Genomic DNA, 14,718 nt, shown 5'->3' on the forward strand with positions numbered 1-14,718 from the left:
CTGGCCCGCGTATCGCACCTTTGCGGCCGCCGGGCGACGTGAACGTAACAGCGATGCAATCCTGGCGAAAGACCTTGCAGCAAAAAAGTGCAAGTGATTTCGCAAGGCCTTGCAAGGTCTTGCTTCACGGGCTGTGGCCAGGGATGATCCCTGCGTACGCACATACGGGGACATGGGGATACAAGGAGCGCAATGACGGAGCAGCCCTCGGCGGACCTCCCTGACTCTCGGCCTCGCCCGAGCGGGGGCACCCCCATAACGGGCGGCGACCGGCGGCCCGTTGGTGGGCGGTCCGACGGCCGCCCGGTACAGTCCACCCCTGTGACCGCACGGCTCGCCGACATCGCAGCCCAGGCGGGGGTCAGCGAGGCGACCGTCAGCCGGGTGCTCAACGGCAAGCCGGGGGTCGCCGCGACCACCCGCCAGTCCGTGCTGGCCGCGCTCGACGTGCTCGGCTACGAGCGTCCGGTGCGGCTGCGCCAGCGCAGCGCCGGCCTGGTCGGGCTGATCACGCCGGAGCTGGAGAACCCCATATTCCCCGCCCTCGCCCAGGTCATCGGCCAGGCCCTGACCCGCCAGGGGTACACCCCCATCCTGGCCACCCAGACACCGGGCGGCTCCACCGAGGACGAGCTGACCGAGATGCTGGTGGACCGCGGCGTCGCGGGCATCATCATCGCCTCGGGGCTGCACGCGGACACCAACGCCGACATGGAGCGCTACGAGCAGCTGCGCGGCCAGGGCGTGCCTTTCGTGCTCGTCGACGGCTACTCGCCGAAGGTGCGGGCGCCGTTCATCTCGCCGGACGACCGGGCGGCCATGCAGCTCGCGGTGACGCACCTCGTGTCGCTCGGCCACAGCCGGATCGGGCTGGCACTCGGCCCCAAGCGGTTCGTCCCGGTCCAGCGGAAGATAGAGGGATTCGTCCGCGTCATGCAGGACCTGCTGGACCTCGGCGCCGAGGACGTCGAGGAGCGACTGGTCGAGCACTCCCTGTACAGCCTGGAGGGCGGCCAGGCCGCGGCCTCCGCGCTCATGGACCGCGACTGCACGGCCATCGTGTGCGCCAGCGACATGATGGCACTCGGCGCCATCAGGGCGGCCCGGCAGCGCGGCCTGGAGGTGCCGGACGACATCTCCGTGGTGGGGTTCGACGATTCCCCGCTGATCGCCTTCACCGATCCGCCGCTCACCACGATCCGCAAGCCGGTGCCCGCGATGGGGCAGGCCGCGGTGCGCACGCTGCTGGAGGCCATAGGCGGGACGCCGGCCCCGCCGAGCGAGTTCGTCTTCATGCCGGAGCTCGTCGTACGGGGTTCAACCGCCTCGGCCCCGGGGGACCGCGCCCGCGCTTAGGGGGTGCGCCGCGCCCGACACCGCCGCACCCGCGCAGGGACCGCCCCCGGCCGTCGCCGCGCGTGAGCAGCCCGGCCGTTGCCGTACGCGCGGCCGCCTCCGTGCGCGCGGCCGTCCCGGTCCGCGCAGACCACGCGGCAGTCGTCGTGCCCGCAGACCACGCGGCCGTTTCCGTGCTACGCACACCGACCGCCGGGCCGTCACCCGTCCGTGCAAGAGACTTCCCGGAGGTTTCCCCCAAGTGCCAGGGAATGCACATATGACCCGGCCGCGGGATCATCGGGCATAGGTGGGATTTCTGGCACACTGTGTCCCTATGGGTGGTCCCTATGGGTGAGACGACCGTGACGGCACTGGAAGCCCGGAAGGGGGCCACCGGCGCGGATGCCGGGGTCCGCCCTCTCGTACGGCGGATGCGTGCACCGCGCAGGCCGCGGATCTGGTTCGAGATCCTGCTCATCGGGGCGAGTTACTGGACGTACTCGCTGATCCGCAACGCGGTGCCGGAACAGCGCGGCCAGGCGGTGCGCAACGCCCACTGGATCTGGACGGCCGAGCAGACCCTCGGGATCGCCGTCGAGCGGTCGGTCAATCACGCGTCCAACGCCATGACATGGCTGATCGTCGGTATGAACTACTACTACGCCACCCTGCACTTCATCGTGACGCTGGCCGTCCTCGTATGGCTGTTCCGATGGCATCCGGGGCGCTACGCGGCGGCGCGCCTGGCCCTCTTCGCGACGACGGCGGTCGCCCTGCTCGGGTACTACTACTTCCCGCTGGCACCGCCTCGCCTGATGCCGGACGGGCGGTTCGTCGACACGGTGCTGGTCCACCACACCTGGGGCTCCATGGCCTCCGGCGACCTGAAGCACATGTCGAACCAGTACGCGGCGATGCCGTCCATGCACATCGGCTGGTCCCTGTGGTGCGGCCTCACCGTCGCGGCGCTGGCGTCGGTGCCGTGGGTGCGGGTCATCGGTCTGCTGTACCCCGCAGCCACCCTCGTCGTCATCGTCGCCACCGCCAACCACTTCTGGCTCGACGCGGCCGGGGGCACGGTGTGCCTGGGCATCGGCCTGGCGGCGGCCCGGGTCTGGTACGGGGCAGCGCCGCACGAGCTGCCCCGGTCCCTGGGGCCGTGGCCGGCGGCCGCGGGTTCGGCCGCTCCCCCGCTGCGCTGAGGGACGGCGGCGTCCCGTCGGGGCGTGGCCGCGTTGCGGCGCCACCGGCGTCCGGGGCACCCGGCGCCTGCTGCTCCGCGCGCCGGGCGGCCGCGGAGAGTCACCGCTCCCACGACCCCGGCGTGCGCCGGAAAGCCCGCGAGGGCGAGCTCGAAGCCCTGGTCGGCCCGGCCCTGCCCCTGGCGCCCGGTGCCTGCGCCAGCCGTGGGGTCTCCACCCGTCGGAGAGCTTCGGGCCCCCGGCCCGCCGTAGGCGTCACGCCCCGTAGAACAGCTCCTCGACCACGGCCCGAGCCCTGCGGGTCGTACGCCGGTAGTCGTCGAGCATGTCCCCGACGTGGCCCGGGCCGTATCCGAGGTAGCGGCCGACCGCGGCCAGCTCCCGTCCGTCGGACGGGAAGGTGTCGCCGGGCCTGCCGCGCACCAGCATCACCGCGTTGCGCACCCGGGTCGCGAGGACCCATGCCTCGTCCAGCACGGCTGCGTCCTCGCCGGACACCAGCTCGGCGGCGCACGCGGCGGCGAGCGCCTCCCGGGTGCGGGTGGTGCGCAGGCCCGGCTCCACCCAACCGTGCTGGAGCTGGAACAGCTGCACGGTCCACTCGACGTCGGAGAGCCCGCCGCGGCCGAGCTTGGCGTGGAGGGTCGGGTCGGCACCCCGCGGCAGCCGTTCGGACTCCATACGGGCCTTCAGCCGCCGGATCTCGCGCACGGCGTCCTCGCCGAGCCCCTCGGCCGGGTAGCGGAGGGGGGCGATGAGGTCGATGAAGCGGCGGCCCAGGTCCTCGTCGCCGGCGACGTGCTCGGCGCGCAGCAGCGCCTGCGACTCCCAGACCAGCGACCAGCGCTGGTAGTACGCCTGGTACGAACCCAGTGTGCGCACCAGCGGGCCCGACTTGCCCTCGGGGCGCAGATCCGCGTCGATGAGCAACGGCGGGTCCTGACTGGGCAGTTGCAGCAGCCGGCGCATCTCGGCGACGACGGTGCCCGCGGCCTTGGCCGCCTCCTGCTCGTCCACCCCTTCGCGGGGCTCGTGCACGAACAGGACGTCCGCGTCGGAGCCGTAGCCCAGTTCGTTGCCGCCGAACCGGCCCATGCCGATGACGGCGAAACGGGTGGGGAGTTCGTCGCCCCAGCCGTCGCGCACGACCGCACGGAGGGTGCCCGCGAGGGTCGCCGCCGTCAGGTCGGAGACGGCGGCGCCGACCCGGTCGACGAGGGCGCCCTGGTCGGGCTCGGCCGGGGTGTCCTCGGTGCCGTAGGAGGCGATGATGTCGGCGGCGGCGGTGCGGAAGAGCTCGCGGCGGCGCACGCCGCGGGCCGCGCCGACCCCCTGCTCGGCGCCGTCCGCACGGCCGACGGCGGCCAGGACCTCCTGCTCCAGGTGGGCGCGCGAGCGGGGTTCGAGCCCGCTCGGGTCGCCGAGCAGCGCCACCGCCTCCGGGGCGCGCATGAGCAGGTCGGGGGCGAGGCGCCCGGCGGAGAGCACCCGGGCCAGGTTCTCGGCAGCGGCGCCCTCGTCGCGCAGCAGCCGCAGGTACCAGGGGGTCTTGCCGAGCGCGTCGGAGACCTTGCGGAAGCCGAGGAGTCCCGCGTCGGGGTCGGCCGAGTCGGCGAACCAGCCGAGCAGGACCGGCAGCAGGGTGCGCTGGATGGCCGACTTGCGGGTCACCCCTGAGGCGAGGGCCTCCAGATGACGCAGGGCGGCCGCCGGGTCGGCGTAGCCGAGCGCGACGAGGCGTTCGCGGGCGGCGTCGGCGCTCAGCCGGGCCTCGCCGGGGGCGAGTTGGGCGACGGCGTCGAGCAGCGGACGGTAGAAGAGCTTCTCGTGCAGCCGGCGCACGACGGTGGTGTGGCGCCGCCAGGCGCGGTTCAGCTCGGTGATCGGGTCGGTGCGCAGGCCGAGGGAGCGGCCGATGCGCCGCTGGTCGCGCTCGTCCTCGGGGACCAGATGGGTGCGGCGCAGACGGTACAGCTGGATGCGGTGCTCCAGGGACCGCAGGAAGCGGTAGGCGTCGTCGAGCTGGGTGGCGTCGACACGGCCGACGTATCCGCCGTCGGCCAGCGCCTGGAGCGCGTCGAGGGTGGTGCCGCTGCGCAGCGTCGTGTCGGAGCGGCCGTGCACCAACTGGAGCAGCTGGACGGCGAATTCGACGTCCCGCAGGCCTCCGGGGCCGAGTTTCAGCTCGCGCTCGATCTCGCCGGCGGGGATGTTCTCGACCACCCTGCGCCGCATCTTCTGGACGTCGGCGACGAAGTTGTCGCGCTCGGCGGCCTGCCAGACGAGGGGCGCGAGCGTCTCGACGTACTCCTCGCCGAGTTCCATGTCCCCGGCGACCGGGCGGGCCTTGAGCAGCGCCTGGAACTCCCAGGTCTTGGCCCAGCGCTGGTAGTAGGCGAGGTGGGAGGAGAGGGTGCGGACGAGCGGGCCGTTGCGGCCCTCGGGCCGCAGGTTGGCGTCGACGGGCCAGATGGCGCCCTCGACGGTCGTCTCGGAGCAGATCCGCATCATGTGCGAGGCGAGACGGGTCGCGGCGCGCAGCGCCTTGGCCTCGTCGGCGCCCTCGGTGGGCTCACCGACGAAGATGACGTCCACGTCGGACACGTAGTTCAGCTCGTGGCCACCGCACTTGCCCATGGCGATGACGGCGAGGCGGCACATCGCGGCGTCCTCGGGGGCGGCGGCGCGCGCGATGCCGAGGGCCGCCCGCAGGGTCGCGGTCGCGAGGTCGGCGAGCTCGGCGGCGGTCTCGGCGATGTCCGTGGTGCCGCAGACGTCGCGGGCCGCGATCGACAGCAGGCACCGGCGGTAGGCGATGCGCAGCGACACGGGGTCGTGGGCGCCGGCCAGGCCGCGCTCGAACTCGGCGAGACCGGGGTGGAGGTCCTGCGCCTCGTAGGTCACGAGGGCCTGCCAGTCGCGCGGGTGCCGGGCCAGATGGTCGGCGAGTGCCTCGGACGCGCCGAGCACGCCGAGCAGCCGGTCGCGCAGCGGTTTCGCGGCGACGAGCGTGTCGAGGAGCTCCCGGCGGCCGATGTCGTCGGGCTGCGCCTCCGAAAGGCGTACGAGACCGTGCAGGGCCAGGTCGGGGTCGGCGCAGGCGCCCAGCGCGTCCAGCAGCACCGGGTCGGTGCGTACGCTCGCCAGCGCGGCGGAGTCGAGCAGCCGCTCGGCGGCGGACGGGTCGGTGAAGCCGTGCCGCAACAGCCGCGTGAAGGTACTGCTCCTGCGCCCTTGCGGCACCGTCATCGCCCGCCTCCTCGGTCCGCCGATCACGCCTCGTTCCTGAGCCTAACCGCAGGCGGCGGGCGGAGCGCCGGGGCGGGCCGCGGACACCGCGCGCCCGCGACGGCCGGCGTCCCCGCGCGGGGCCCGTGGGCGCCCGGCACGTCCGGCGCGGAAGGGCCTCCCGGCCGGCCGGGAGGCCCGGCGGACGTTCATCCGTTCTTCATATGGGTTGTGGAGCGCCGTACGGCGGGGGCATCTTGGCGTGAGCATGCTCTGTCCGCACCGCCCCCGCCCACCCCCACCGGAGGTCCCCGTGCCCGACAGATCACTGTTCCGCCGCAGCCGCGCCGCCGTCGCCGGAGCGGTGGCACTGGCCGCCACCGCCATCGGCCTGTGGACCGGTATCGGCAGCTCGTCCGCGCAGGCCGCGGCCGGGGTGCCCACGCCGGACCACGTCGTCGTCGTGGTGTTCGAGAACCACGCGTACAGCCAGGTCATCGGCTCCTCCAGGGCGCCGTACATCAACTCGCTGAAGACCGGTGGCGCCAACCTGTCGCAGTCGTTCGCCGAGACCCACCCCAGCCAGCCCAACTACTTCGCCCTGTTCTCCGGTTCCACGCAGGGCATCACCGACGACAGCTGCTACACGCCCGGCTTCAGCTCGGCGCCGAACCTCGCGTCCGAACTGATCGGCGCGGGCAAGACCTGGGCGAGCTACAACGAGACGCTGCCCAGCCAGGGTTCGACCACCTGCAGCAGCGGCAAGTACGCCCGCAAGCACAACCCGTGGTTCGGCTTCAGCAACGTACCGACGTCGAGCGCGAAGACGTTCGCCCAGTTCCCGACCGACTACACGACCCTCCCCCAGGTGTCGTTCGTCGTCCCGAACCTGTGCAGCGACATGCACGACTGCTCGGTGTCGACCGGGGACACCTGGCTGCAGAACAACCTGGGCGCGTACGCGACCTGGGCGAAGACCCACAACAGCCTGCTCGTCGTCACCTTCGACGAGGACAACCGGCTCAGCGGCAACCGCATCCCGACCGTCCTGTACGGCCAGCAGGTGACGCCGGGCTCGTCCTCGACCACCACCTACAACCACTACGACCTGCTGCACACGCTCGAGGACATGCACGGCCTCGGGCACGCGGGCAACTCGGGCTCCGCCCAGGACATCACCGGCATCTGGACGTCCTGACATGTACGTAGCGGACAGCCGCGCGGCCCGCGCGGAGCCGTCCGCCGAGCGCGCCGCCCGGACCGGGAACCTTCCGGCCGGGCGGCGCGCGGCGGTCGCCCCCACGGTGCTGGCGCTGGGCACGGTCAGCCTGATCACCGATGTGTCGTCGGAGATGGTCAGTGCGGTCCTGCCCCTCTACCTGGTCGTCGGGCTCGGCCTCTCGCCCCTCGGGTTCGGCCTCCTCGACGGCGTCTACAACGGTTTCTCGGCGCTGGTGCGGCTGGTGGGCGGACATCTCGCCGACCGGGGCGCCGACGGCCGCCACAAGACGGTGGCCGCCATCGGCTACGGACTGTCGGCCGTGTGCAAACCCCTGCTGCTGGCCGTGCACTCACTGCCCCTCATCGGCGCGGTCCTGGCCGCCGACCGCACGGGCAAGGGCCTGCGCACCGCGCCCCGCGACGCCCTCATCTCGCTCTCCAGCGACCCCGCGTCCCGGGGCCGTGCCTTCGGTGTGCACCGCGCCATGGACACGGCGGGCGCGCTGCTCGGCCCGCTCGTGGCGTTCCTGATCCTGCGCGCCACGGTGGACGGCTACGACGCCGTGTTCACGGTGAGCTTCTGCGTCGCGGTGGTCGGGGTGCTGGTGCTGGTGCTGTTCGTGCCGGGGAGACGGGCGGGCACGTCCGGGGCGACGGGCCTCGCGGGCACGTCCGGGGGCACCGTGCCTCCGCCCGGGGACGCGGCGCGTGCCGGGACGACCGGGGGCACGGCGGCGGCCGCACCCGGTCCGCAGGGGCCGCGGGCGTCCGCGCCCCGCCCCACCCTCCGCCGGGCCGTCGCCCTCCTGCAGGGCCGGGAGCTGCGGCGGATCACCGTATGCGCGCTGCTGCTCGGCCTCGCCACGGTCAGCGACTCGTTCGTCTATCTGCTGCTGCAACGGCGCCTCGGGGTGCCGGAGCGCTGGTTCGCGCTGCTGCCGCTGGGCACCGCGGCGGCGTTCCTGCTGCTCGCCGTGCCGCTGGGGCGGCTCGCCGACCGGGCCGGCCGGTGGCGGGTCTTCCTCGCGGGGCACGGCACGCTGCTGCTCGCGTACGGCCTGCTGCTCGCGCCCCGGCAGCACGGTGGCGCACCGTACACCGCGCTCCTTCCGTACGCCGTGCTCCTGCTGCACGGCGGCTTCTACGCGGCGACCGACGGCGTCCTGATGGCCGCCGCGTCGGACGGCGTGCCCGCCGAACTGCGCTCGTCCGGCCTGGCCCTGGTGCAGACGGGACAGGCGCTCGCCCGGTTCGTCTGCTCCCTCGCCTTCGGTGCCGCCTGGACCGCCTGGGGCGACCGGACGGCGCTCACCGTGGCGGCCGTCGCCCTCACGGCGGGGCTCGCCTGCGCCGCGTACCTCCGCCCGGTCGGACCGGCCGCTGCCGCGGAAGGCGCCGCCGCGGCATGACCGCCCACCGGATCACCCCCACACCCGGACCCGCACCCGCACCCGCACCCGCACCCGCACCCGCCCGGAACGAGGCCTCCGCATGACCGACCGCGCGCCCGACGCCCCGTCCACGACCGACGCCGCGACCGCGCCCGGCACACCGCCCACGACCGGTGCGCCCTCCACCGCTGCCGTCCGCCCGGGCACGCTGACCCGGCTGCTCGTGCTCCTGGGCGCCGTCGTCGTCCTCGCGGCGGTCGCGGTGGCGTCGGTGCTGCACGCCGCGGAGCGCGCCGACCGCCGGGACCGGGCGCGGCCCGGCGGCCCGCGGATCACGGCAGGGCACGTGGCGCTGGACGGCAGGGGTCTGCTGGTCTTCCGGAACATGGCATGGGGCCCGCACCGCGACGAGCTGACGGCCGTGCCGGCGGGCCGGCCGGGAGCGGAGCGGACCGCGGCGCGCGTCAAGTGCCTGCGCTTCTACGCCGATTCGGGCACCGGGATCTGCCTCCAGGCGGTGCACGGCCCGGTCCAGGACACCTATCGCGCGGTCGTGCTCGACGCACATCTGAAGGAGCGGGCCCGCTACGACGTGCCGGGCATCCCCTCCCGGGCCCGGGTCTCGCCGAGCGGCCGCTACGTCGCGTGGACCGCGTTCGTCGGCGGCGACTCCTACGCCGGGACGAACTTCTCGACGCGGGCGGCGATCGCGGACACCCGCACGGGGAGCCTCATCCCGTCGCTGGAGGCGTTCCGGATCGTCATGGACGGGCGTCCGTACCACGCGTCGGACGTGAACTTCTGGGGCGTCACCTTCGCCGCCGACGACCGCCACTTCTACGCGACGCTCGCCACGCACGGCAGCACCCGTCTGGTCCGCGGCGACCTGCGCACCCGGACCGTCACGGCCCTCCGGTCGAACGTCGAGTGCCCCTCGCTCTCCCCCGACGGCACCCGTATCGCGTTCAAGAAGCGCGTCGAGGGCCTGCCCGCCGACGCGCCCTGGCGGCTCTACGTCCTGGACCTGCGCACCGGGCGCGAAACCCCGCTCGCCGAGACCCGCAGCGTCGACGACCAGGCGGTCTGGCGCGACGACCGCACCCTGACCTACGCACTGCCCGGCGACTACGGCGCCGACCTCTACACGGTCCCGGCGGACGGCACGGGAGCACCGCGCCGTCTGACGACCGCGGCGGTCTCCCCCGCGTATCTCCCCTGATCGCCCCGGGCGGGCGCACCGGCCGGGGCAGGCTGGCCCGTCCCGCGGCTCCGGCCTCTCACGCGTGGAGGTGGTTCAGAACGTGACGGGGAGGTGGCGAGGGCCTCGGAGCATCGCGTTGGTCCGGTAGGGGGGCGGGTCCTGCACCAGGGCCGCGGCGCCGAGGCGGGGAAGCAGCGCACTGAGTGCGGTCTGGGCTTCGAGGCGGGCGAGCGGTCCGCCGAAGCAGATGTGGACACCGCTGCAGAAGCCGAGATGCTCGTTGTCCGGGCGGGTGGGATCGAACACGTCCGGGTCGTGGAACCGCTTCGGGTCACGGTTGCCCGATGCCAGCGCGACGATCACGGTGGAGCCTCGGGGCAGGGTGGTCCCCGCGAAGTCCACGTCGACGAGAGGGAATCGCTCCCGCATGTGGACCGGGGGCTCGTAACGCAGGAGTTCCTCCACCGCGCGCGGCATCAGCTCGGGTTCGCGGCGCAGCCGGTCCAACTGGTCGGGTCGGCGCAGCAGGGTGAGGACGCCGTTGGTGATCAGGTTGACCGTGGTCTCGTGTCCGGCGATGAGCAGGAGGATGGCCGTTTCCGCCAGTTCGTCGGGGGTCAGCCGCAGGGCGGGGTCGGGTTCGTTGATGAAGGCGGAGAGCATGTCGTCCGCCGGACGGCCGCGGCGCTGGTCGGCGAGACCCAGCAGGTACAGGCCCATCTCCTGCTGGGCCTGAACGGCCGCCTTCTGCCGCTGTTCGCTGCCCTCGCCGGCTCCGATGTCGGCGGACGCGACGAGGACGTCGGTCCATTCCCTGAACTTCGGCTCGTCCTCGTGCGGGACGCCGAGCAGTCGGCAGATGACGGTGACGGGCAGGGGGTAGGCGAAGTCGTCCACGATGTCGATCTGCTCGCGGTCCCGGATCGACTCGATCAGTTCCTCGGTGATCCGGGTGATCTCGCCCCGCATGGCGTCCATCCGGCCGGGGCTGTGCGGCGGGCCGAACGGCCGCATGGCGATCGTCCGCAGTCTGTGGTGCTCGGGGTCGTCGAGCCGCAGGAACGGCAGCCTCCGTGCCTCTTCGGATGCCTGCGACTGCGGGGTGATCTGGTTGCGGGGATCCACACTGATCCGCGGGTCGTGCAGCAGGGCGACGAGCTCGTGGTAGGTGCCGACCAGGTAGCTGCCGTCCCGCTGCGGCACCACGGGCCCGGCCTCCCGCAGCTCCGCGTACAGCGGCCAGGGGTCGGGGCGGTTGGCGTAGTCGGTGATCCGCTCCAGCAGGGTGTCGGCGGTCATGGGGGACTCCTCGTGGACGGGCGGGGCGACGCGTCACCCGGTGGGCCGCATCATGACCAGTCGGCGGTCCGGCAGATGACCGGTGAGCGCGACGGTGGGGCCGTGGTAGAGCCCGCTCGGATCCGGCACATCGGAGGGGACCGGGACTTCGGCCGCCGGCGGACGGTCCGAGGCGCCGGGCGCGGGCGGGAAGGGGGCGGCGGTCTCGATCAGGTTCTGGTAGTACTCCAGCGACTTGGCCATGTCGACGGTGACCGCGGCGGTCACACGGCCCCGGAAGCCGTAGACCATCGCCAGGCGGCGCGCCTCGAGCGAGCCCTGGGCGATGACGACCTGGTCCGAGAAGGTGGGCACACCCACGGACTTGATGTTGAGCCCGAACTGGCTCGACCAGAACGCCGGGACCGCAAGGTGCGGGCGCCGCAGCGGTTCCGGGCTGACCATGTTGTGGGCGGCCACCTCGGCCTGCTCCACCGCGTTGCGCCAGTGCTCCAGCGACAGCAGCTGGTAGTCGAAGAGCGGGTGCGGGAAGCGCGAGACGTCTCCGGCCACGAAGACGCTGTCGGTGACGATCCCGTACATGGTGAAGGCGCGGCACCCGGCGTCGCAGGCGACCCCGCGAGGGCCTGCGGCCAGCCCGGAATCCGCCAGCCATTCGACGTTGCGGACCGCCCCCATGGCGACGATGCACACATCTGCGTCGACCCGGCTGCCGTCGGAGAGGTCCGCGCCGGTGAAGCGGCCGTTGCCGCGCAGCGCGGTGACCGTGACCTCGCAGCGCAGGTCCACGCCGTGGTTGCGCTGCATGGCGGCGGCGAGTCTCCCCAGCGTCCCGCCGAGCGCGCCCACCAGCGGTGCGGGGCCGCGTTCGGCAACCGTGACGTCCAGGCCCCGCTCCCGGCAGGCCGAGGCGATCTCCGAGCCGGTGAAGCCCCCGCCGATCACCAGCACCCGGCGCGGCCCGGCCGCCAGCCGCTCGGCCAGGAGTCCTGCGTCGTCACTGGTGCGCAGCGTGAACACCCCGTCCAGTGCGGCCTCTTCCGGATTCGGCCAGGGCCGCGCACGCGTCCCGGTGGCGATCAGCACCCGGTCGTAGGGCAGCGACTCCCCGTCGGCCAGCCGCACCCGCTTCTCGACGGTGTCCAGTCCGGTGGCGCGCACCCCCAGCCGCCACTCCGCCTCCGGATCGCGGCGCATCGGCAGCCCGGTGGAGTTGGCCGGCACCTTGCCGAGGAGCACCTGCTTGGACAACGGGGGACGGTCGTAGGGCGGCTGGAGCTCGTCCCCGACGATGGTCAGGGAGCCGGTGAAGCCCTCTTCGCGCAGCTTCTCGGCAGCCCTCAGCCCGGCCAGCGATGCGCCGACGATGACGATCCGGCCGTCCTGAAGGTCACCGGGCACCAGGGCTCACCTCCTCGCCGAGCAGGATGGCCTGGACCGGGCATGCCGCCGCGGCCTGACGCACGCGTTCGCGCTGGCCGTCGGGAACAGCCGGGTGGTACAGCAGCCCTTCCTCGCCATGCAGCTCGAACACCTCCGGCGCCAGGAACACGCACTGCGCATACCCCTGGCAACGGGCGAGATCCACCACGATCTGCATCCCTGGTCACTCCCTCCGGCACACCGGCTTCCCCTTCCTTTCTAGCTCCCGGAGGGACCATGCGCGCGCCGGACGACGGAGGGCCGACGGTTCACGACCGCCGGCCGTCCCTGCTCGGCGGCCCGGCCCGCGGCATCTGCCCGCTTCGCACTCCCCGGGAAGGGAGGACCGCCGTGATGACCGGACCGGAAGAACTGCCCCCACCGGCCGACCCGTTGGCCGGCACCATCGCCCGTCACGTCCACGCGGCGCCAGCCATGCAGGGCACCTGTCCGGTCCGTGCCGACCGGTGCACCCGTCCGGCCACGGCGGTCGGTGCACGCAATCCCGGTGCGCGCCGAGCCGCGGCACGGCTGCGGCCCGATCGGGCGAAAAGCCGGGACTACGGCCGTGTGGCCGCCCCGGGGCCGCACGGCAGCCGGTAAGCCGGTGCCATGGCGACTCTCACCCGTCCCGCTCCGAACGCGCAGGCCCGTCCGGCGGAGATGCGTCCACCCCCCGTCGGAGCATCAGCCGGTTTGTGGATGTGGCCCGCCCTCGTCACCCTCGCCATCGGCGCCTTCCGGATCAGCAGCCCTCAGCTGTACACCGACGAGCTGGTCACCTGGGACGTGGCCCGACGCGGCCTCGGGCAGATCATGGCCACCCTGCACAACGTCGACTCGGTCCACGGCGCGTACTACCTCCTGATGCACTGGTGGATCGCGCTCTTCGGCGACTCCGTTCAGTCCCTGCGCCTGCCCTCGGCGCTGGCCATGGCGGGGTCGGCCGCTGCGGTGGCACTGATCGGGCAGCGGTTGTTCGGCCGGTCCGCCGGCATGTACGGCGGACTGCTGTTCGCCCTCGTCCCGGCCGTGAGCCGGTACGCCCAGGAGGCCCGCAGCTACCCGCTGGTGGTGCTGCTCTCCGCCGTGGCGACGTTCCTGCTGCTCCGGGCCTGGGAGGCACCCCGCAGCCGACGGCGCTGGGCGGCGTACGCGCTCTGCGTGGCGGCCGTCGGGGTGCTGCACCTGCTCTCGCTGACCATCCTGCTCGGGCACCTGGCCGCCACGGCCGTACGGGACCGGAAGGAGCGCGGGGTACTGGACGGCTTCGGTCTCGCGGCCATGGCCGGTGTGATCTGCGCGGCCCCGCTGGCGCTGTCGGGCAGCTCGCAGGTGCAACGGCAGCTCTGGTACGTCCCGCACCCGGACGCGGGGGATCTGCTCGGCATCTGGCCGAAGCTGTTCGCGTCGGCGCTGTGCGCAGGAGCGGTGATCGCGCTGGCCGTGACGGCACCGAAGAAGCGCCGGGACGCCTTCGTGCTGTGCGCCGGCCTGGCCGTGCTGCCCCCGCTCACGCTGTGGGCGGTGTCCCAGGGGCACATCTCCTACTTCCGCTTCCAGTACCTCCTGATCACCCTCCCGGCCTGGGCCGTGCTGGCCGGGGCGGGCCTGGCCGCCGCGACGGCGTCCTGGAAGACGGTCGTGGCGGCCTTCGTCACGATCGCTCTGCTCGTGCTGCCGGAGCAGCACAAGCTGAGGGATCAGTACTCGCACGACGACGACGTGCCGACGGACTACGTGGCAGCGGCGCAGACCGTCATGAAGTACTACCGGCCCGGGGACGCGGTGGTCTTCAGCCGTGACGGGGCGGCGTGGATGCTCGACCAGGGCGTCCGTTACTACCTCCCGCGGGACGTGAAGATGCGGGAGGTCTTTCTGACGGCCTCTGCGGCGGACAACCACGACCTGTTCCCGACCTACTGCCCGCACCCGGCCACGTGCCTGAAGGGCGAGAGCCGCATCTGGCTGGTGGTGCCCGGCGACCGAGGGGACCCCCTGGACGCGATCCCGCAGGAACAGGCGGACGCGCTGCGCGCGAAGTACCAGCGCTACGGCAAGGGACATGCCCCCGGCGTGACGGTGGCACTGCTGACACGGAAGGCCGGCGCGTCCTCCAAGCAGTGACACGGCGGCCGCCGAGCGCATGACACGAGAACAGGGCCCACGGTCACCGACCGTGGGCCCTGCTGCCGTTCGCCCGGGAGACCCGGCCGCGAGCCGCGCCTACAGCACCGGCAGGTTCTTCCGCAGCTCGAACGCCGTGACCTCGGAGCGGTACTCCTCCCACTCCTGCTTCTTGTTGCGCAGGAAGTCCGGCGCAACAGTGACTTCGCTCGACAGACGTGGCCGCAGCAATACCCAAGGGTTAAGCGGTCGTTGCTGGTCACCGCCGGCCGCTGGGGTGGGCCACCCT

General features: G+C 73.1%; 10 protein-coding genes and 1 pseudogene. 6 read left to right on the forward strand and 5 right to left on the reverse strand.

Annotated elements, in window-relative coordinates:
• Nucleotides 1–321: 321 nt before the first annotated feature.
• Together ACWCP6_RS00555 and ACWCP6_RS00560 are read left to right on the forward strand one after the other, a co-directional pair.
• Nucleotides 322–1,356, forward strand: a complete 1,035-nt coding sequence (locus ACWCP6_RS00555) for a LacI family DNA-binding transcriptional regulator (protein ID WP_450930101.1) — start codon at nt 322–324, stop codon at nt 1,354–1,356.
• A 329-nt stretch (nt 1,357–1,685) separates the two neighbouring features.
• On the forward strand, nt 1,686–2,540 hold the full coding sequence (locus ACWCP6_RS00560) for a phosphatase PAP2 family protein (RefSeq protein WP_450930102.1): 855 nt from the start codon (nt 1,686–1,688) through the stop codon (nt 2,538–2,540).
• Between the two features lie 255 nt (nt 2,541–2,795).
• Here ACWCP6_RS00560 and ACWCP6_RS00565 read toward each other — a convergent pair whose 3' ends face one another.
• Nucleotides 2,796–5,789: a bifunctional [glutamine synthetase] adenylyltransferase/[glutamine synthetase]-adenylyl-L-tyrosine phosphorylase gene (locus tag ACWCP6_RS00565; protein ID WP_450930103.1), complete on the reverse strand. Its 2,994-nt coding sequence runs from the start codon at nt 5,787–5,789 to the stop codon at nt 2,796–2,798.
• Between the two features lie 247 nt (nt 5,790–6,036).
• Here ACWCP6_RS00565 and ACWCP6_RS00570 point away from each other — a divergent pair, with 247 nt between their 5' ends.
• The 3 genes from ACWCP6_RS00570 (at nt 6,037) to ACWCP6_RS00580 (ending at nt 9,599) form a co-directional block, all read left to right on the forward strand.
• Nucleotides 6,037–6,966: an alkaline phosphatase family protein gene (locus ACWCP6_RS00570; protein ID WP_450930529.1), complete on the forward strand. Its 930-nt coding sequence runs from the start codon at nt 6,037–6,039 to the stop codon at nt 6,964–6,966.
• Between the two features lies 1 nt (nt 6,967).
• Nucleotides 6,968–8,398, forward strand: a complete 1,431-nt coding sequence (locus ACWCP6_RS00575; protein WP_450930104.1) for an MFS transporter — start codon at nt 6,968–6,970, stop codon at nt 8,396–8,398.
• Between the two features lie 82 nt (nt 8,399–8,480).
• Nucleotides 8,481–9,599 (forward strand): TolB family protein, encoded by a 1,119-nt coding sequence (locus tag ACWCP6_RS00580; RefSeq protein WP_450930105.1) that lies wholly within the window; start codon nt 8,481–8,483, stop codon nt 9,597–9,599.
• A 75-nt stretch (nt 9,600–9,674) separates the two neighbouring features.
• On the opposite strand, the gene ACWCP6_RS00585 is transcribed toward ACWCP6_RS00580, so the two are convergent.
• From ACWCP6_RS00585 to ACWCP6_RS00595, 3 genes are read right to left on the reverse strand one after another with little or no spacing between them, the layout of a single operon-like run.
• Nucleotides 9,675–10,880: a cytochrome P450 gene (locus tag ACWCP6_RS00585; protein ID WP_450930106.1), complete on the reverse strand. Its 1,206-nt coding sequence runs from the start codon at nt 10,878–10,880 to the stop codon at nt 9,675–9,677.
• Between the two features lie 33 nt (nt 10,881–10,913).
• Nucleotides 10,914–12,281 carry an NAD(P)/FAD-dependent oxidoreductase gene (locus tag ACWCP6_RS00590; RefSeq protein ID WP_450930107.1) on the reverse strand — a complete coding sequence of 456 codons (1,368 nt, stop codon included), beginning with the start codon at nt 12,279–12,281 and terminating at the stop codon, nt 10,914–10,916.
• The gene (locus tag ACWCP6_RS00595; RefSeq protein WP_450930108.1) at nt 12,271–12,480 is read right to left on the reverse strand and encodes a ferredoxin; all 210 of its coding nucleotides are present in this window, start codon (nt 12,478–12,480) and stop codon (nt 12,271–12,273) included. The genes ACWCP6_RS00590 and ACWCP6_RS00595 overlap by 11 nt, the downstream gene beginning before the upstream one ends.
• Before the next feature lie 524 nt (nt 12,481–13,004).
• On the opposite strand from ACWCP6_RS00595, the gene ACWCP6_RS00600 reads away from it, so the two are divergent.
• Nucleotides 13,005–14,429 carry a glycosyltransferase family 39 protein gene (locus ACWCP6_RS00600; RefSeq protein ID WP_450930530.1) on the forward strand — a complete coding sequence of 475 codons (1,425 nt, stop codon included), beginning with the start codon at nt 13,005–13,007 and terminating at the stop codon, nt 14,427–14,429.
• A gap of 99 nt (nt 14,430–14,528) precedes the next feature.
• Here the strand turns inward: ACWCP6_RS00600 and ACWCP6_RS00605 are convergent.
• Nucleotides 14,529–14,615 (reverse strand): annotated as a pseudogene (locus tag ACWCP6_RS00605) (glutamine synthetase); the annotation flags it as partial.
• Nucleotides 14,616–14,718 lie beyond the last annotated feature (103 nt).

The organism is Streptomyces sp. NPDC002004 (genome assembly GCF_053593975.1).